The sequence below is a fragment of the Shimia biformata genome, from assembly GCF_016888515.1.
Taxonomy (GTDB): domain Bacteria; phylum Pseudomonadota; class Alphaproteobacteria; order Rhodobacterales; family Rhodobacteraceae; genus Shimia_A; species Shimia_A biformata.
In genome coordinates, this window is sequence record NZ_JAFEJK010000001.1 from 1,040,967 (window position 1) to 1,059,299 (window position 18,333).

21 protein-coding genes are annotated in these 18,333 nt (G+C 59.7%); 19 read left to right on the forward strand and 2 right to left on the reverse strand.

The genetic code is table 11. The features are described from left to right. Positions 1 to 4 precede the first annotated feature (4 nt). Positions 5 to 193 (forward strand): 50S ribosomal protein L30, encoded by a 189-nt coding sequence (gene rpmD / locus JQ863_RS05075; RefSeq protein ID WP_204113228.1) that lies wholly within the window; start codon positions 5 to 7, stop codon positions 191 to 193. Positions 194 to 252: 59 nt separating this feature from the next. Here rpmD and JQ863_RS05080 read toward each other — a convergent pair whose 3' ends face one another. Both JQ863_RS05080 and JQ863_RS05085 read right to left on the reverse strand, forming a co-directional pair. Beyond that, the gene (locus tag JQ863_RS05080) at positions 253 to 789 is read right to left on the reverse strand and encodes a hypothetical protein (RefSeq protein WP_204113229.1); all 537 of its coding nucleotides are present in this window, start codon (positions 787 to 789) and stop codon (positions 253 to 255) included. A 225-nt stretch (positions 790 to 1,014) separates the two neighbouring features. After that, a complete protein-coding gene (locus JQ863_RS05085) occupies positions 1,015 to 1,680 on the reverse strand; it encodes a hypothetical protein (RefSeq protein ID WP_204113230.1) in 666 nt (221 codons plus the stop codon). Between the two features lie 119 nt (positions 1,681 to 1,799). Between JQ863_RS05085 and JQ863_RS05090 the strand changes: the two genes are divergently transcribed. The 18 genes from JQ863_RS05090 to JQ863_RS05175 all read left to right on the forward strand — a co-directional run bounded on the left by JQ863_RS05090 (position 1,800) and on the right by JQ863_RS05175 (position 18,283). Further along, positions 1,800 to 2,243 carry a winged helix-turn-helix transcriptional regulator gene (locus tag JQ863_RS05090; RefSeq protein WP_204113231.1) on the forward strand — a complete coding sequence of 148 codons (444 nt, stop codon included), beginning with the start codon at positions 1,800 to 1,802 and terminating at the stop codon, positions 2,241 to 2,243. A gap of 207 nt (positions 2,244 to 2,450) precedes the next feature. Beyond that, complete coding sequence (rplO, locus tag JQ863_RS05095) at positions 2,451 to 2,924, forward strand: 50S ribosomal protein L15 (RefSeq protein WP_204113232.1); 474 nt, start codon at positions 2,451 to 2,453, stop codon at positions 2,922 to 2,924. Between the two features lie 108 nt (positions 2,925 to 3,032). Next, positions 3,033 to 4,397: a preprotein translocase subunit SecY gene (gene secY / locus JQ863_RS05100; RefSeq protein WP_204113233.1), complete on the forward strand. Its 1,365-nt coding sequence runs from the start codon at positions 3,033 to 3,035 to the stop codon at positions 4,395 to 4,397. Then, a complete protein-coding gene (locus tag JQ863_RS05105) occupies positions 4,394 to 4,969 on the forward strand; it encodes an adenylate kinase (protein ID WP_204113234.1) in 576 nt (191 codons plus the stop codon). Before secY ends, JQ863_RS05105 begins: the two co-directional genes overlap by 4 nt. Before the next feature lie 328 nt (positions 4,970 to 5,297). Beyond that, positions 5,298 to 5,666: a 30S ribosomal protein S13 gene (gene rpsM / locus JQ863_RS05110; RefSeq protein ID WP_204113235.1), complete on the forward strand. Its 369-nt coding sequence runs from the start codon at positions 5,298 to 5,300 to the stop codon at positions 5,664 to 5,666. 14 nt (positions 5,667 to 5,680) lie between these two features. Continuing rightward, a complete protein-coding gene (gene rpsK, locus JQ863_RS05115) occupies positions 5,681 to 6,070 on the forward strand; it encodes a 30S ribosomal protein S11 (protein ID WP_108857342.1) in 390 nt (129 codons plus the stop codon). 117 nt (positions 6,071 to 6,187) lie between these two features. Beyond that, a complete protein-coding gene (locus JQ863_RS05120) occupies positions 6,188 to 7,204 on the forward strand; it encodes a DNA-directed RNA polymerase subunit alpha (RefSeq protein ID WP_204113236.1) in 1,017 nt (338 codons plus the stop codon). A 133-nt stretch (positions 7,205 to 7,337) separates the two neighbouring features. Continuing rightward, on the forward strand, positions 7,338 to 7,757 hold the full coding sequence (gene rplQ, locus JQ863_RS05125; RefSeq protein WP_204113237.1) for a 50S ribosomal protein L17: 420 nt from the start codon (positions 7,338 to 7,340) through the stop codon (positions 7,755 to 7,757). A 161-nt stretch (positions 7,758 to 7,918) separates the two neighbouring features. Next, positions 7,919 to 9,301 (forward strand): trypsin-like peptidase domain-containing protein, encoded by a 1,383-nt coding sequence (locus tag JQ863_RS05130; RefSeq protein ID WP_204113238.1) that lies wholly within the window; start codon positions 7,919 to 7,921, stop codon positions 9,299 to 9,301. A 4-nt stretch (positions 9,302 to 9,305) separates the two neighbouring features. Next, positions 9,306 to 10,616 carry an AAA family ATPase gene (locus JQ863_RS05135; protein ID WP_204113239.1) on the forward strand — a complete coding sequence of 437 codons (1,311 nt, stop codon included), beginning with the start codon at positions 9,306 to 9,308 and terminating at the stop codon, positions 10,614 to 10,616. 103 nt (positions 10,617 to 10,719) lie between these two features. Next, the gene (gene crcB, locus JQ863_RS05140) at positions 10,720 to 11,097 is read left to right on the forward strand and encodes a fluoride efflux transporter CrcB (protein WP_204113240.1); all 378 of its coding nucleotides are present in this window, start codon (positions 10,720 to 10,722) and stop codon (positions 11,095 to 11,097) included. Next, positions 11,094 to 12,137, forward strand: coding sequence for an RluA family pseudouridine synthase (locus JQ863_RS05145; protein ID WP_204113241.1), 1,044 nt, complete (start codon positions 11,094 to 11,096; stop codon positions 12,135 to 12,137). Before crcB ends, JQ863_RS05145 begins: the two co-directional genes overlap by 4 nt. Further along, positions 12,134 to 12,811, forward strand: coding sequence for an HAD-IA family hydrolase (locus JQ863_RS05150; RefSeq protein WP_204113242.1), 678 nt, complete (start codon positions 12,134 to 12,136; stop codon positions 12,809 to 12,811). The genes JQ863_RS05145 and JQ863_RS05150 overlap by 4 nt, the downstream gene beginning before the upstream one ends. Continuing rightward, positions 12,808 to 13,512 carry an ATP12 family chaperone protein gene (locus tag JQ863_RS05155; RefSeq protein WP_204113243.1) on the forward strand — a complete coding sequence of 235 codons (705 nt, stop codon included), beginning with the start codon at positions 12,808 to 12,810 and terminating at the stop codon, positions 13,510 to 13,512. Before JQ863_RS05150 ends, JQ863_RS05155 begins: the two co-directional genes overlap by 4 nt. 212 nt (positions 13,513 to 13,724) lie before the next feature. Next, the gene (locus JQ863_RS05160) at positions 13,725 to 14,741 is read left to right on the forward strand and encodes an amino acid ABC transporter substrate-binding protein (protein WP_204113244.1); all 1,017 of its coding nucleotides are present in this window, start codon (positions 13,725 to 13,727) and stop codon (positions 14,739 to 14,741) included. Between the two features lie 117 nt (positions 14,742 to 14,858). After that, the gene (locus tag JQ863_RS05165; RefSeq protein WP_204113245.1) at positions 14,859 to 16,127 is read left to right on the forward strand and encodes an amino acid ABC transporter permease; all 1,269 of its coding nucleotides are present in this window, start codon (positions 14,859 to 14,861) and stop codon (positions 16,125 to 16,127) included. A 1-nt stretch (position 16,128) separates the two neighbouring features. Then, complete coding sequence (locus JQ863_RS05170; protein WP_204113246.1) at positions 16,129 to 17,475, forward strand: amino acid ABC transporter permease; 1,347 nt, start codon at positions 16,129 to 16,131, stop codon at positions 17,473 to 17,475. Positions 17,476 to 17,491: 16 nt separating this feature from the next. Next, complete coding sequence (locus JQ863_RS05175) at positions 17,492 to 18,283, forward strand: amino acid ABC transporter ATP-binding protein (RefSeq protein WP_275411511.1); 792 nt, start codon at positions 17,492 to 17,494, stop codon at positions 18,281 to 18,283. The last annotated feature ends 50 nt before the right edge of the window (positions 18,284 to 18,333 follow it).

Here is an 18,333-nt window from a genome sequence, read left to right on the forward strand (position 1 = left end):
GGACATGGCAAAAACCATCGTTGTGAAGCAGATCGGCTCGCCGATCCGTCGCCCCGAGATCCAGCGCAAGACGCTGATCGGTCTGGGCCTGAACAAGATGCACAAGACCCGCGAGCTTGAAGACACCCCCGCCGTGCGCGGCATGGTCAACAAGATCCCGCACCTTGTCGAGATCATCGAAGAAAAAGGCTAAGCGCCCTTTTCAACGGATGTGAATTGAAACGCCCCGGTCAGAAATGGCCGGGGCGTTTGTCATTTCTTCGACGCCTGCAACCGTTCTACGGCGGCCTCTGCGACATGGCGGGGTATTCGAAACTGTTTCCGGGCTGCCAACCCTTCTGGAATCTCCGCGCCGATTAGGTTGAGCGCGTGTCTAAGGTGGATGCCGGACAAGACGATGGCGTCAGGGTCTTCACCTGTAACGCGGTTAATCCAGCGGCCGCCAAACCAGCGCGCGCGTCTTCGCGCTCCGTTTGCCTGTGCCAGGCGCACCTGCAGGAATGTCAAAAGTTCATCATCCTGAAATCGCATCAGATCCGCGGCTGTGGACCCGGCCCCGAGCAAGGGCGCAACCCCGTCGACTGTGGCCTCGGACAAGTTGCGCATGGTTGAATTTCGGTTTGATCGTTCCTTTGACATGGTTGCGAAGGTGGCATCGAGGCACACAACGGTCAACCAACATGCGGTGGCGGCACTTTTTTGCCCTTCCTTCGTGGGGAGGTTCTTCTGCCCGCACAACCTGAACCAAGGGCAGGCGAGTTCAAAGGTTCCATGCAGATTGCGCAACACCGGCTTGTCCTGTTGACTGTGGCTCGAAGCAGTGAAGGGGCGTAGTCGGGCGCTAACACGTACATTTTATCGGAGAAAAATTCATGCCAACCCCGATCCAATCCGCTGGCCCGATCCAGACCCACGTCGCAAAACTAAAGTCAGCGTGGACCCAAGGTCTCGTGCCCTATTGGGCCGATTACCTGCATCAGGATCCACGTTGAACTTTTTCGGCGTCCGCTGCGCCTAGGCGTTTGCACCCGCTACTGCGAACGCATGGTCGCGGCGGGGCCAGTAAAGGTAGGCGATCAGGTAGCCGAGCCCAATGTTCATGCTCAGGTAGATCAGCGTGGTGACGGGTGAAAGCAGAGCAACCGGGGCCAGCACGACAACCGCACGTGCCAGCCATCTGGTGGAATTGGCGGCGCGGCCCTCCTGCAAGATGAGGAAGGACAAGGTCAGTGTCAGCAGCAGGCCGAAGTTGAACTTGCTCTGGGTCACGACCGTTTCAAAGGTGATCCGTGCCATGTCCGGCATTTGTCCGCGCTCGGCTGCCGCGGCAATCGCCAGGATGTGATTGTTCTCGATGAAGTCCAGCCCGGCGGTCATCAGCACAGCAATCAGGGCAAGAATGCCCGCCGTTCGGCGTTCGGGTACCAGTTGGACCATGGCAAAGACCATGGTGACGTAAGAAAAGATATACATCGTATCCAGAGGGTAAATCAGCCGCAGCACGGGTGCGGAGCTTACGATCGCATCACCATAGGCTTCGGGCGTGCCGTGGCGCAGGATCGATTCGAAATCCTGAAAGCCGGTGCCGTTCTGCACCGAAATGCCCACCATCAACGCCACCATGGTAGCGCCAAAGCCAGCGCAGAGTGCCACCAATCGGGGCAGGTTCGTCTGTGTCATGTCGTTTTCCTATCAAAGGTTCAAATCTCGCTTGATGCGACTCAGTTCAAAAGGTGAACTGACAATTTGTTTGCATAGACAGTTCAGTTTTGCAACTCTCTCGTTGAAAGGGGAGTGATATGAAGCGCAACGACTTCTCCCAGTGGGATTGTTCACTCGCACGGACCGTGGACATCATCGGGGACTGGTGGACGCCACTGATCTTGCGAGACGCGGCGCGTGGGGTGACCACCTTTGAAGACTTTCATCAGTCTCTGGGGGTCAGTCGCAACACGCTGACCCAACGCCTGAACCGGCTGGTCGAGCATGGGATGCTGGAAAAGACCCTCTATAGCGACCGACCCAAGCGTTATCGCTATGTGATGACCGCTCAGGGGGTGGACTTCGTGCCCGTGCTGATGGCGATGGCGGCCTGGGGCGACAAGTGGATCGCCGATACCGCTCCGCCGTTCCGCGTGCGTCACAAAACCTGCGGGGCCGAGGCGACAGCGCGGGTTGTCTGCGCATGCTGCGAAGCGCCGCTTGCGCTCAGCGATTTGGAACCTTTGGACGAGGCCGCCTGACAATACACGCGCCGGCGGCCTGTCAGAGGGCAGGTAAATAGCCCGCGAAATTTCTGACACGAGGCGGGGCGGTGTCCTCTTGATCCGCTGCCGCAACACGCGTATACGCCCCCGGTGGTCCTTTGGGATCGCAAGAATCAACAATCAAAAAAAGCCGAGTTTGGCCCGTTAACGCTTCGGGGGCCACATCCGGCAAGGAGAAGCGACATGAAATTGCATGAACTGCGCGACAACGAAGGCGCAACCAAGAAACGCATGCGCGTTGGCCGTGGCCCGGGCTCGGGCAAGGGTAAGACCGGTGGCCGTGGTATCAAGGGTCAGAAATCGCGTTCGGGTGTGGCCATCAACGGCTATGAAGGCGGCCAAATGCCGCTCTATCAACGTCTGCCCAAGCGTGGCTTCAACAAGCCGAACCAGAAGAAATTTGCCGTTGTGAACCTGGGTCTGATCCAGAAGTTCGTCGACGCCGGCAAGCTGGACGCCAAATCCGCAATCACCGAGGACGTGCTGGTTGCATCGGGCCTGGTGCGCCGCAAGCTGGACGGTATCCGCGTCCTGGCAAAAGGCGAAGTATCGGCCAAGCTGAACCTGGAAGTGACCGGCGCATCGAAGTCGGCGGTCGAAGCTGTCGAAAAAGCTGGCGGCTCGCTCAAGGTCACAACCGCGTCCGCGGCTGAATAAGAGGTTGTGGGGGGCGAAGATGCCCCTTACATAACTCGACAAGTTTTCCTTTGACGCCGCCGGACCGGAAAACGGTCTTGGCGGCGTTTGTTATCAAGAGAGAGCCGAATGGTATCTGCAGCAGAGCAAATGGCGGCCAATACAAGCTGGGCCGCACTTGGCAAAGCCACCGACCTTCGCAACCGCATCCTGTTCACGCTGGGTTTGCTGATCGTCTATCGCCTTGGAACCTATATTCCGGTTCCCGGCATCGACGGCGCCGCCCTGCGCGAGTTCATGGAAGAAGCGGCGCAGGGTATCGGGGGCATCCTGACCATGTTCACCGGCGGTGCGCTGGGACGGATGGGCATCTTTGCTCTGGGCATCATGCCCTATATTTCGGCCTCGATCATCGTGCAGCTTCTGACCTCGATGGTGCCTGCGCTTGAGCAGCTCAAGAAAGAGGGCGAACAGGGGCGCAAGAAGATCAACCAGTATACCCGGTATGGCACCGTGGCCCTTGCCACGTTGCAGGCCTGGGGGCTGGCGGTCAGCCTTGAGGCGGGTGACCTTGTTACCGATCCGGGTCTGTTCTTCCGCTTGTCGTGCCTGATCACGCTGGTTGGCGGCACCATGTTCCTGATGTGGCTGGGTGAGCAGATCACCGCGCGCGGCATCGGCAACGGTATCTCGTTGATTATCTTCGTCGGAATCATCGCCGAGGTGCCCGCAGCGCTGGCACAATTCCTGTCGCAAGGCCGCTCTGGCGCCATCAGCCCCGCCGTGATTGTCGGTGTGATCGTGATGGTTATTGCCGTGATCGCCTTCGTGGTGTTCATGGAACGCGCTTTGCGCAAGATCCATATTCAGTATCCGCGCCGCCAGGTCGGGATGAAAGTTTATGACGGTGGGTCAAGCCATCTGCCGGTCAAGGTCAATCCTGCGGGCGTGATCCCGGCGATCTTTGCGTCGTCGCTGCTCCTGCTGCCAACCACGATCTCGACTTTCTCGGGGGCACAGACCGGCCCGATCATGTCGACGATCCTGGCCTATTTTGGCCCCGGTCAGCCGCTCTATCTGGCGTTCTTCACGCTGATGATCGTGTTCTTCGCCTATTTCTACACCTTCAACGTCTCGTTCAAGCCGGACGAAGTTGCAGATAACCTGAAGAACCAGAACGGTTTTGTTCCGGGCATCCGTCCTGGTAAGAAAACTGCGGAATACCTGGAATACGTAGTGAACCGTATCCTGGTCCTGGGTTCGTTCTACCTTGCGGCAGTTTGTCTCCTTCCCGAGATTCTGCGTGGCCAGTTCGCGATCCCCTTCTATTTTGGCGGCACTTCGGTTCTGATCGTTGTTTCGGTGACCATGGACACCATTCAGCAGGTCCAGAGCCATCTGCTGGCCCATCAATATGAAGGGCTGATCGAGAAATCGCAGCTGTCCGGCAAGGGCCGTGGCAAGCGCAAACGCAAGGGACCGGCGCGTCGATGAACATCATACTTCTGGGACCGCCGGGCGCGGGCAAAGGAACTCAGGCTGGTCGCCTGGTTGAAAAACGCAACATGATCCAGCTGTCGACAGGTGACATGCTGCGGGCGGCCAAGACCTCGGGCACCGAGATGGGCAAGAAGGTCGCCGAGGTTATGGATCGTGGCGAACTTGTCACCGACGAGATCGTGATCGGGCTGATCCGCGAGCGGCTGGAAGGCGACAAGAAGGGCGGCTTCATCTTTGACGGCTTCCCGCGCACATTGGCCCAGGCGGATGCACTGGCTGACCTTTTGGACGAGTTCGGCGAAAAGCTGGATGCCGTGATCGAAATGCAGGTCAATGACGAAGTGCTGGTCGAACGCATCCTCAACCGCGCCAAAGAAGCTGTCGCCAACGGCGGGACGGCCCGCGCGGATGACAATGAGGAAAGCCTGAAAGTGCGCCTGATGGCGTATTACAAGCAAACCTCGCCGCTGATCGGCTATTACCATGCCAAGGGCAACCTGACGTCGATTGATGGGCTGGCCTCGATGGATGAGGTCGAAGCGTCGATTGCATCGGTGCTTGGCTGACAGGACGCTGCACCGGAAAAGGTTTTTGACGGCGGCTTTGCGACATAGGCCGCCGTTTGCTTTTGAGTGGTGCGCCGATGGCAGTCACGGGACGGCGCGGTACGGATTTCCCTGCTCTTGGAACTGGTTTGCAACCTTCCTCTTGACCCTCCGGTCAATTCCCCATAAACGACCCCATCCCTTCGGGGAGAATCACATATTGCCGAAGGGGTCGCGCCCCTGACGCAAGACCACCTCATCAGCTGCGGCCCGGCGGGAAAATCGTCGGGCTTGTGTTGTGAAAAAAGGTTCCGGTGCTACGGAACCGCAACGAAAAGGAAAGTGACACGTGGCACGTATTGCCGGCGTTAACATCCCGACCCACAAACGGGTCCCGATCGCCCTGACTTACATCACCGGTATTGGCAACACCTCCGCCAAAGCCATCTGCGAAGCCGTGAACATCGACGCAACCCGTCGTGTGAACGAGCTGTCGGATGCCGAGGTTCTGGCCATCCGTGAGCACATCGACGCAAACTACACCGTTGAAGGTGACCTGCGCCGCGAAGTGCAAATGAACATCAAGCGCCTGATGGACCTGGGCTGCTACCGTGGCCTGCGTCACCGTCGCAACCTGCCTGTCCGTGGTCAGCGTACCCACACCAATGCCCGCACCCGCAAAGGTCCGGCAAAACCGATCGCCGGTAAGAAGAAGTAAGGGGGGCTTGATCCATGGCACGCGATAAGACTCGTACCAAGCGCAAAGAGCGCAAGAACATTGCGTCGGGTGTGGCTCACGTCAACTCGTCGTTCAACAACACCAAGATCCTGATCTCGGACGTGCAAGGCAATGCGATCTCGTGGTCGTCGGCTGGCACCATGGGCTTCAAGGGTTCGCGCAAATCGACCCCCTATGCTGCTCAGATGGCGGCTGAAGATGCTGGCAAGAAGGCTCAGGAACACGGCGTCAAGACGCTGGAAGTCGAAGTTCAGGGCCCCGGTTCGGGTCGTGAATCGGCTCTGCGCGCGCTGGCCGCAATCGGTTTCAACATCACTTCGATCCGCGACGTGACCCCGATTGCTCACAACGGCTGCCGCCCGCCGAAGCGCCGCCGCGTCTAAGCGACATTTCTATCATCGGGGCTGCGGGATTCCGCGGCCCCGGTTCGTCATTTTGAAAACCTCGGGCGTCGCGCGCCTTTCGGACATCGGGCCGCGACAGGTATGGAGGCACTACGCATGATCCACAAGAACTGGCAGGAACTGATCAAACCCACCCAGCTTGACATCAAGCCGGGCAATGATCCCGCACGCCAGGCGACCGTCGTTGCCGAACCGCTGGAGCGCGGTTTTGGTCTGACCATGGGCAACGCCCTGCGCCGTGTACTGCTTTCGTCGCTGCAAGGTGCAGCGATCACCAGCGTCCAGATCGACAACGTCCTGCACGAGTTCTCGTCGGTGGCCGGTGTGCGTGAAGACGTGACCGACATCATCCTGAACCTGAAAGGCGTGAGCCTGCGCATGGAAGTCGAAGGGCCCAAGCGCCTGTCGATCCACGCCAAGGGCCCCAGCGTCGTCACCGCCGGTGACATTTCGGACAGCGCTGGCATCGAGATCCTGAACAAGGAACACGTGATCTGCCACCTCGATGACGGTGCCGACCTGTTCATGGAACTGACCGTGAATACCGGCAAGGGCTATGTTTCTGCTGACAAGAACAAGCCGGAAGATGCGCCTATCGGTCTGATCCCGATCGACGCGATCTATTCGCCGGTCAAGCGCGTCAGCTATGACGTTCAGCCGACCCGTGAAGGCCAGGTTCTGGACTATGACAAGCTGACCATGAAGGTCGAAACCGACGGTTCGGTCACGCCCGAAGACGCCGTGGCCTTTGCCGCGCGCATCCTGCAGGACCAGCTGTCGATCTTCGTCAACTTCGACGAACCCGAAGCCGCCGGCCGTCAGGAAGAAGACGATGGTCTCGAGTTCAACCCGCTTCTGTTGAAGAAAGTGGATGAGCTGGAACTGTCGGTCCGTTCGGCAAACTGCCTGAAGAACGACAACATCGTCTATATTGGCGACCTGATCCAGAAAACCGAAGCCGAGATGCTGCGCACCCCGAACTTCGGCCGCAAGTCGCTGAACGAGATCAAAGAGGTCCTGTCGGGCATGGGCCTGCACCTTGGCATGGACGTCGAGGACTGGCCGCCGGACAACATCGAAGATCTGGCCAAGAAATTCGAAGACGCGTTCTAAGCGCGTCTTCATCAAATGCCCGGTCAAGCCGGGGACATTATGGGCAAAGGCCCCAAGGAGAGGGCTCCGACACGCAACGGAGCCCCGGACAAAGCAAAACCGCCCGTAGAGGGCATGAACTGGAGAAAGACCCATGCGTCATAAACGTGGCTATCGCCGCCTGAACCGTACTCATGAGCATCGCAAGGCGCTGTTTGCAAACATGGCTGGCTCGCTGATCGAGCATGAGCAGATCAAGACCACCCTGCCGAAAGCCAAGGAACTGCGCCCGATCGTTGAAAAACTGATCACGCTGGCGAAAAAAGGCGACCTGCACTCGCGCCGTCTGGCGGCTTCGCGTCTGAAGGAAGACCAGTATGTGTCGAAACTGTTCGACGTGCTGGGCCCGCGCTATGCCGAGCGTCCCGGCGGTTACCTGCGCATCATGAAAGCGGGCTTCCGCTATGGTGACATGGCGCCGATGGCGATCATCGAATTTGTCGACCGTGACGTCGACGCGAAAGGCGCTGCTGACAAGGCGCGCGTCGCAGTGGAAGAAGCCGCTGAGGAGTAATCCCGCGCTTTTTCGAACCTGATTGGCCCTCGCCCAACGGCGGGGGCCTTTTTTGTTTTTGTGCACATTTGGCCGGGCAGGGTGGACGCCCCGTACCCTGCCCAACACTTGCAATCCGCCGCGACGCTTTGCATATCGGCAGGGCAATGTATGAGGGAAAGATGCTTCGGATCGTTCTTGTCAGTGTATTTCTGGCGCTTGGGATCACAGCCCAAGCCGAGACCCGTGTGCCTGCCAGTCAGACTGAGATCGCGCTAGGGTTTGCCCCGCTGGTGAAGCAAACCGCGCCCGCCGTGGTCAATATTTATGCCAAGCGCGTGGTCGAAGTCCGGTCATCGCCCTTCATGGACGATCCGTTTTTCCAGAACCTGTTCCGCGATTTCGGCCAGACCCGCCCCCAGGTTCAGAATTCGCTCGGGTCTGGGGTGATCCTCACCGAAGACGGCATCGTCGTGACGAACTACCACGTGGTTGGCATGGCGACGGATATTCGCGTTGTGCTGAATGATCGGCGCGAGTTCTCGGCGAATGTACTGTTGGCCGATCAGGACAGTGATCTGGCTATCCTGAAAATGGATGGCGCGGATGCAATGCCGTTTCTGCAATTGCGCGACAGCGACACCGTTGAAGTTGGTGAACTGGTCCTGGCCATCGGCAACCCGTTCGGTGTTGGTCAAACCGTATCCAGCGGGATCGTATCCGGGTTGGCCCGATCCGGTGTGGCGACGGGCAACGCGCAGGGGTATTTCATCCAGACGGATGCACCGATCAACCCGGGCAACTCGGGCGGGGCGCTGGTTGACGTGAATGGCGCGCTGATCGGGGTCAACACCTCAATCCTGACGCGCTCGGGCGGATCGAACGGGATCGGCTTTGCCATTCCGTCCTCTTTGGTGGCGGAATTCGTGAAACAGGCCCATGCCGGTGAGACCCGGTTTCAACGCCCCTGGGCAGGGATGTTCGGTCAGCCGGTCGATGTTGATATCGCCGAAAGCATCGGTCTGACCGTCCCGGGCGGCATCGTGATTTCCAACCTGCATGACGTCAGCCCCTTTGCCCGCGCCGGGTTCCGCCCGGGGGATGTGATCCTCGAAGTGGACGGGCTGCCGGTGAACACACCAGCCGAGATGGTGTTTCGCATGTCCGTTGCAGGTCTTGGCGCTACGGCGGATATCACTGGGCTGATGGATGGTGAGATGCGCACTGTTGCGGTCGATCTTGTGCCCGCACCCGACGACCCGCCGCGCCAGACGCTGACCACTTCACGCAAAGCCGCCATACCGGGTCTTGTGCTGAGCCGGATCAATCCGGCGGTCCTCAGCGAATACGGTCTGCCCCTGTCGGCCGAGGGCGTAGTGGTCGAGGACCCGGGCCAGATCGGAGCCCGCGCCGGGCTTCGCCGGGGTGACGTGATCCTTGGCGTGGGTGAACGCCCGACAGCGACTCCGAAAGATGTCGAGGCGGCGCTCAGGGACGCCCGCCGGACGGTGTCTCTGATGGTGCAGCGCGGCACGCAACGCGTCGTCATGCGGTTCAGGATCTGAGCCCGTGGCCGACCTGTTCGACAGTTCCGCACCCAGCCCGTCGTCAAACGCACCGCGCCCTCTGGCGGATCGGTTGCGTCCGCGCGCCCTGTCCGAAGTGATCGGTCAGCAGCAGGTGCTGGGACCGGATGCGCCCCTTGGCGTAATGCTGGCCTCTGGGTCGCTGTCTTCACTTGTCTTCTGGGGGCCGCCGGGTGTCGGAAAAACGACCATAGCGCGGCTTTTGGCGGACGAGACCGACCTGCATTTCGTCCAGATCAGCGCGATCTTCACCGGTGTCCCGGAACTGCGCAAAGTGTTCGAGGCGGCCAAGCATCGGCGGCAGAACGGGCAGGGAACCCTGTTGTTTGTCGACGAGATCCACCGCTTCAACAAAGCCCAGCAGGACGGCTTTCTGCCACATATGGAGGACGGCACCATCCTTCTGGTCGGGGCCACGACCGAGAACCCGTCATTCGAGTTGAACGCCGCCCTTCTCAGCCGCGCGCAAGTTCTTGTGCTTGAGCGGTTGGCGCTTGCTGACCTGGAACGCCTGACTCAGCGTGCCGAGAAGGAACTGGGTAAACCCCTGCCGTTGAAAGGCCCGGCGCGCGAGGCACTGTTGGAGATGGCCGACGGGGATGGCCGCGCGCTGCTCAATCTGATCGAGCAGGTGGCGGCGTGGAAGGTGGACGAGAAGTTGGACACCGACGCGCTTTCGGCGCGGCTGATGCGGCGGGCGGCGAAATATGACAAGTCCGGTGAAGAGCATTACAACCTGATTTCCGCCCTGCACAAATCGGTGCGCGGATCGGACCCCGATGCGGCGCTTTACTGGTTTGCGCGGATGCTGGAAGGGGGCGAAGACCCACGGTTCCTTGCCCGTCGCCTGACGCGGATGGCGGTTGAAGATATCGGCCTTGCCGACCCGCAGGCCCAGACCCACTGCCTGCACGCCTGGGAGACCTACGAACGACTTGGCAGCCCGGAAGGTGAGCTGGCACTGGCGCAGGCGGTGATCTACCTAGCCTTGGCGCCGAAATCGAACGCTGGATACGCGGCCTATAAGAACGCCCGCGCCTCGGCCAAACGCACAGGATCAGAGCCGCCGCCCAAGCATATTCTGAACGCTCCGACATCGCTGATGGAGGATCAGGGTTATGGCAAGGGCTACCAGTATGACCATGACGCCGAAGACGGCTTCTCTGGCCAGAACTATTTCCCTGAAACCATGAAACGCCCGGTGCTGTATGCACCTGTTGAACGTGGCTTCGAACGCGAATTGAAACGGCGGGTCGAATACTTCGCCAAGCTGCGCGAGAAGCGGCAGGGGTAGGGGGCGTTGCCCCCTCTGCTGCGCATTCACCCCTAGGGTATTTGAAACCAGAAAAAAGGGGGCGCTGCTTGACAAGCGCCACCTGTCGCGCGACAGACCGGGGATGTTTCAAAACCTGGCATATGTGGCCTTTGGCGGCGCTTTGGGCGCGTCCCTGCGGTATCTCGCGGGGATTGGGGTCGTGCGCCTTGTTGGGACCGGGTTCCCGATGGCGATCATCACGGTGAACGTGATCGGTTCATTCCTGATGGGGGTGTTTATTGTCGCCGCCGCGCATCGCGGGCTGACCCATCTGTCGCCCCTCGTGGCCACCGGGTTTCTTGGCGGCTTCACCACGTTTTCGGCCTTTTCGCTTGAAGCGGTAACGCTTTACGAACGCGGAGACCTGGGCGCGGCGGCGGCCTATGTCGCGATTTCGGTAGGTGTTTCGATTGCCGCCCTGATGCTGGGGCTTTGGCTGGCGCGGGGGATTTTTGCATGAGCAGGGTTCAGACTGTTACCGTCGGGCCGGGTGACGCCGACATGCGGCTGGACCGCTGGTTCCGGCGCATGTTTCCGCACGTGGGGCAGGGGCGGATCGAGAAGATGTGCCGCAAGGGAGAGATTCGGGTCGACGGGGCGCGGGCCAAGGCGTCGACCCGCTTGACCCCGGGGCAAGAAGTGCGCATTCCACCCTTGCCCGACCCCGACACCAAACCGAAGGTCGAAACACCGCGGGTTTCGGATACGGACGCCAAGCTGATCCGCGACAGCGTGATCTACAAGGACGACCATATCATCGCAATCAACAAGCCGCCGGGCCTTCCGACGCAGGGCGGCAGCAAGCAGACCCGCCATGTCGACGGTCTGGCCGAGGCGCTGCGTTTCGGGTTCGAGGACAAGCCGCGACTGGTGCATCGGCTGGACAAGGACACATCGGGCGTCCTGCTTCTGGCCCGGACCCGTGCTGTTGCGGCCGGGCTGACCGCCGCGATCCGTCATCGAGAGACGCGCAAGATCTATTGGGCGGTCGTCGCGGGCGTGCCGACGCCGTACCTGGGCGAGATCAAGTATGGTCTGGTCAAGGCGCCGGGACACGGCGCACGTGGCGAAGGCGAGAAGATGCTGTGCATTCATCCCCGCGATGTTGACCGGACCGAGGGCGCAAAGCGCGCGATCACCCAATATGCCACGCTTTACCGGGTTGCCAGCCGCGCCGCATGGGTCGCGATGGAACCGATTACCGGACGCACCCACCAGCTGCGCGCACATATGGCCGAGATCGGCCACCCGATCATCGGGGATGGCAAGTATGGCGGTTCTGGTCAGGAGAACCTTGGCGATGGCTGGGGGGCGAAAATGGGTGGCGTGATCTCGAACAAGCTTCACCTGCATGCCCGCAGGATGAGCTTTGAACATCCCGTCACCTACAAGCCGGTTGTGATCGAGGCCGACCTGCCCGACCACATGGTCCACACTTTTGACACGCTGGGCTGGACGCCTGACCTGGCTTCGGATGATCCTTTCGAGGAATTGCGATGAGCGATCTTCGACTGGTGGTCTTCGATGTTGACGGCACGCTGGTCGACAGCCAGGCTGATATCCTGGCCGCGATGCGCGGCGCGTTTGACACCGTCGGCCTGTCAGCGCCGGACCGTGAAGCGATCCTTGGCATCGTCGGGCTGTCACTGGATGTGGCAATGCCGCGCCTTTCGCCACACGCCGACGCCGGGGCACACGCGGAACTGGTCGAGGCGTACAAGGCGACTTACATGTCCCTCCGCATGGAAAACGGAACATCGATGTCGCCGCCGCTGTACCCCGGCGCCCGCGCTGCGCTTGATGCGCTTCACGCGGTGCCCGAGGTTCTTTTGGGCGTGGCAACAGGGAAGTCCCGTCGCGGGCTGGACAAGCTCTTGGACGGGCACGGGCTGCGCGGACGTTTCGTGACCGAACAGGTCGCAGATTTCCATCCGTCAAAACCGCACCCGTCGATGTTGCAGGCAGCATTGGCTGAGACTGGCGTCCGGCCTGAACAGGCCGTGATGATCGGTGATACGAGTTACGATATGGAGATGGCGCGCGCGGCGGGAATGCCCGCGATCGGGGTCAGCTGGGGCTATCACGATCGGAAGGCATTGGCGTTGGCCGATGTCGTGATTGACAGTTTCGACGAATTGCAGGGCGCGCTGAACGGTATTTGGGGGACAGCATGAGCGGTTGGGCAAAAAAGAAGTTCTGGAAGCAGGCTGAAGTGATCGAAGTGGACGGCGGCTTTGGCATCACGCTGGATGGCCGATCGGTAAAAACTCCGGCCAAGGCCGCCTTGGTGATGCCGACCCGCGCCATGGCCGAGGCCGCAGCGCAAGAGTGGCAGGCGCAAGATCAAGAGATTGACCCGACGACCATGCCGGTCACCCGCTCGGCCAATGCCGCTATCGACAAGGTGAGTATTCAGCACACCGAAGTCGCTGACATGCTGGCAGAGTATGGCAACTCAGACCTGTTGTGCTATCGCGCCGCGCAGCCGGATGAACTGATCCAGCGTCAGGCCGCAGCATGGGATCCGCTTCTGGATTGGGCCAGGACTGAATTCGGCGTGCAGCTAAAGGCGGTTTCGGGTGTGATGCACGTGGCCCAGGACGAGCATGCACTGGCCATCCTGCGCGATGAAGTTCACGCCCTGGATCTGTTCCGCCTGGCGGCGTTTCACGACCTTGTGTCCTTGTCGGGATCCTTGATCATCGGCTTCGCCGCCGCGCGGCAGGCACAACCCATCGACGCGCTGTGGAGCGCTTCGCGGATCGATGAGACCTGGCAGGAAGAGCAATGGGGCGAGGATGAAGAGGCGACCGAACTCGCAAAAACACGTTACAATGCCTTTTTGCATGCCGATTTCTTCTTCAGGATGTGCTAAAATTCGCTTTACAATTCAGCATTTTGCACACGATTTCCGTCGATCCCGACCTATTGATCGAATTGCGTGATCCGACCCTTGACGTTTTGTCATGAATCCGACCACACTGAAACGCACTGAGGGGGGGAGCACCCTTTCAAGTTTCGCCGCCGGTCCCGTTGGGCCGGTAAGATAACCGCCCACGAAGGGCGGACCATCAGGAAGAGGTAAATATGAAAAAAACCGTAATCTTTGGTGCGCTGACTGTTGCTGGCCTTGCGGCTGGCGCTGCTGCTGCTGGTACGCTTGACGACGTCAAGGCCCGCGGCAAGCTGAACTGTGGCGTGACCACCGGCCTGGTCGGTTTTGCTGCACCGGACGCGAATGGTAACTGGGACGGCTTCGACGTTGGCGTCTGCCGCGCGGTTGCTGCCGCAGTTCTGGGCGATCCGACCGCCGTTGAATTCGTGCCGACCACCGGCAAGACCCGCTTCACCGCGCTTGCGTCGGGTGAGATCGACATGCTGGCCCGCAACACCACCTGGACCTTCAGCCGCGACGTCGACCTGAAGTTCGAATTCGTCGGTGTGAACTACTACGACGGCCAAGGCTTCATGGTTCCCGCAGAACTGGGCGTTTCGTCGGCCAAGGAGCTGGATGGCGCAACCGTCTGCATCCAGACCGGCACCACGACCGAGCTGAACCTCGCGGACTTCTTCCGCGCCAACAACATCAGCTACGAGCCGGTTCCGATCGAAACCAACGCTGAGGCGCAACAGCAGTATCTGGCTGGTGCCTGTGACGTTTACACCACTGACGCGTCGGGCCTGGCCGCGACCCGTGCAACCTTCGAGAACCCCTCGGCGCACGTTCTGCTGCCCGAGATCATCTCGAAAGAGCCGCTGGGTCCGCTTGTCCGCCACGGCGACAACAACTGGGGCGACGTGGTCCGCTGGACCCTGAACGCCCTGATCTCGGCAGAAGAGCTGGGTGTGACCTCGGCCAATATCGGTGAGATGGCGTCGGGTACCAACAACCCGGAAATCAACCGTCTGCTGGGCACCGAAGGCACGCTGGGCGAAATGCTGGGTCTGTCGGCTGACTGGGCCAAGAACGCGATCATGGCGGGTGGCAACTACGGCGAACTGTTCGAGAAGAACATCGGCGAGAACACCCCGATCGGTCTGGCACGTGGCCTGAACGCACAGTGGACCGATGGCGGCCTGATCTACTCTCCGCCCTTCCGGTAAGATACTCTACAACGAAGGGCGCGGATCATTCCGCGCCCTTTGCACATTTAAGACTTGAAGCGGCCACCGGCGACAAAGCCACATAAAAACAAGGCCGCACAACGGGGAACATCCCAGATGACAACACTCACCGACCCTCCGAAGGAGTCGTTCCGGCTATCTATGCTGATCTACGACACCCGGTATCGTTCGATGACGATCCAGGCTGTCGCGATGATTGGCTTCATGCTGGCGGCTGCGTGGCTGATCAACAACACGATCGTCAACCTGAATACGCTGGGCAAGCCGATTGACTTCGGCTTTCTGAGCGAACCTTCAAGCTATGACATCAACCAGCGACTGCTGGATTATAATAGCCGCGACACCCATCTTCGCGCCTCTTTGCTGGGGCTTCTGAATACGCTCGTCGTTGCCGTACTTGGGTGCATAACAGCCACCATCCTCGGCGTTCTGATTGGCGTTCTGCGCCTGTCCAAAAACTGGCTCGTGAGCCGCATCATGACGGTTTACGTGGAAATGTTCCGCAACGTGCCCGTACTGCTGTGGATCGTTCTTGCCATGGCCATCCTGATCGAAAGCCTTCCCGCGCCGCGCGCGTTCCGGGGCGAGGATGCAACGGCCTCCATGTCGTTTTTTGATACGATCGCGGTGACCAACCGGGGTGTTTACGTGCCCGAGGTTCTGTTCTCGCGTAGTCTGGGTGACGTTCATTTCCTGGGAACGTCGAGTTTCCGTTTTGACGTTTCACTGGACCTGATCGCCTTCTTGATCGTGCTTGGCGCGTCGATCTTTGCCGTGCGCAAGGTCACGGCCCGGGCCGCACGAATCCAAGAAGAGACCGGCGAACGCCCCAAAACCCTGTGGCTGAACATCGGCATCATCGTCGTTCCGACGGCGATCCTGTTTGCGGCCTTGGGCTTCCACCTTGGTTACCCCGAACTGAAGGGCTTCAACTTCAGCGGCGGCACCCATCTTCGGAACTCATTGATCGCGCTCTGGTTGGCGCTGTCGCTGTACACGGCGGCCTTTATCGCCGAGATCGTGCGCGGTGGTATCCTGGCAATCAGCAAAGGTCAGACCGAAGCGGCCGGAGCCCTTGGGCTGCGTCCCGGCAAAATCATGCGCCTTGTGATCCTTCCGCAGGCGCTGCGCGTCATAATCCCGCCGCTGATTTCCAACTACCTGAACCTGACCAAGAACTCGTCACTGGCGATCGCGGTCGGTTACATGGATATCACCGGCACGCTCGGCGGCATCACTATGAACCAGACCGGCCGAGAGCTGGAATGTGTTTTGATGCTCATGGCTTGCTACCTGATCATCTCGCTTTCGATTTCGTCCGTGATGAACTGGTACAACAACCGCGTCAAACTGGTGGAGAGATAAGATGAGCGATACTTCATTTGTCCGCACCGAGATGCTGCCCGAAAAAGACCCGCCGGCGACGTCCGTCGGGGCCATCGGGTGGGCCCGAGCCAACCTGTTTGACGGGTGGTTCAACTCAGTCCTCACGATCCTGTCGCTGGCCTTTATCTGGTATGTGCTGGCCGGGGTTATCCCGTGGGTCTTTCAGTCGGTCTGGAATGCAACCTCGCTGACCGAGTGTCGTGAGATCATGTCCGAAACATGGGGGTCGACGCACGGCCATGCATGTTGGGGTGTGATCAACGACCGCTGGCTGCAACTGCTTTACGGTTTCTACCCGCCTTATCCGGTCACGCCGGATGTAAATGCCGGTGACGGAACTGGAATGCTTCCGGCCTATTTCCGGCCCAATCTGGCCTTTGTGCTGCTGCTGGTCGCGATTTCGCCAGTCTTGTTCACCAACCTTCCCCGCAAACTGTTGATCGTCTCGGCAGCTTATCCGTTCCTGATGCCCTGGCTGATGTGGGGCGGATCGATCTGGGGACCTGTTATGGTTGCGGCAGGTTTCGGCATCGGCTTCCTGGCATATCGCATCGTGAACCCGCTCGCGGGCAGCCTGACTGCCATCATCGCGGCAATCTTCGTGCCGATAATTTGGTGGTTGACCCTTGCTGGGCCGGTCGCCGGTGTTCTGGAAGGGATCGTCTCGATCTCGATCCCAGAGGTCGAAAGCCGTCGGTTCGGTGGGTTCATGCTGTCGATCCTGATTGGCGTCGTTGCGATCGGATGCTCTTTGCCGATCGGAATCTTCCTGGCGTTGGGACGTCAGTCGGACCTTTTGATCGTCAAATCGCTTTGCGTTGGCTTCATCGAGTTCATTCGAGGGGTGCCGCTGATCACTTTGTTGTTCGTGGCATCGGTCCTGTTGAACATCTTTCTGCCTCCGGGCACCGAGTTCGACATTATCCTGCGGGTTCTGATCATGGTGACGCTGTTTGCCGCGGCTTACATGGCCGAAGTGATCCGGGGCGGTCTGGCTGCGCTGCCAAAAGGCCAGTATGAGGGGGCCGACTCGCTGGGTCTCAACTACTGGCAGGCGCAGCGTCTGATCATCATGCCGCAAGCGTTGAAGATTTCTATTCCGGGTATCGTCTCGACCTTTATCGGGGTCTTCAAGGATACGACGCTGGTTTCGATCATCGGCCTTCTTGATCCGCTTGGTCTGTCCAACGCTATCCGCGCCGATGCCGCCTGGAACGGAATCTACTGGGAACTGTTCGCGTTCATCGCGGTCCTGTTCTTCGTCTTCTGCTTCAGCATGTCCCGCTATTCCATGTACCTGGAGCGTAAGCTCCATACTGGTCACTAATAAAGGAGTTCAACAAATGTCTGAACTTATGTCTGACCGCGAGATCGACCGCTCCAAGATGAAGGTCTCGGATGAGGTCGCGATTGAAATCACCAACATGAACAAGTGGTACGGCACCTTCCACGTGCTGCGCGACATCAACCTGACCGTCAACCAGGGCGAGCGGATCGTTATCGCCGGGCCTTCGGGTTCGGGGAAATCGACGCTGATCCGGTGCATCAACCGGCTTGAGGAACATCAGGAAGGGTCGATCGTGGTGGACGGGACCGAGCTGACCTCGGATCTGAAGAACATCGACAAGATCCGCTCTGAGGTTGGCATGTGCTTTCAGCACTTCAACCTGTTTCCGCACCTCACCATCCTCGAGAATTGCACGCTGGCCCCGATCTGGGTGCGCAAGACGCCCCGGAAAGAGGCCGAGGAAACAGCGATGCATTTCCTTGAAAAGGTGAAGATCCCAGATCAGGCGCTGAAATATCCCGGTCAGCTTTCAGGTGGTCAGCAGCAGCGTGTGGCGATTGCCCGCTCGTTGTGCATGCGTCCGCGAATAATGCTGTTCGACGAACCGACCTCGGCGCTTGACCCCGAGATGATCAAAGAGGTTCTCGATACCATGATCGAACTGGCGGAAGAGGGCATGACCATGCTCTGCGTGACCCACGAGATGGGCTTTGCCCGCCAGGTGGCGAACCGGGTGATCTTTATGGATCAGGGGCAGATCGTAGAACAGAACGAACCGGAAGAGTTCTTCAACAACCCGAAAAGCGACCGGACCAAGCTGTTCCTCAGCCAGATCCTGGGTCACTGACGATCCTGTCGACGGAAAAACAAAAGCCCCGCTTCGGCGGAGCTTTTTTC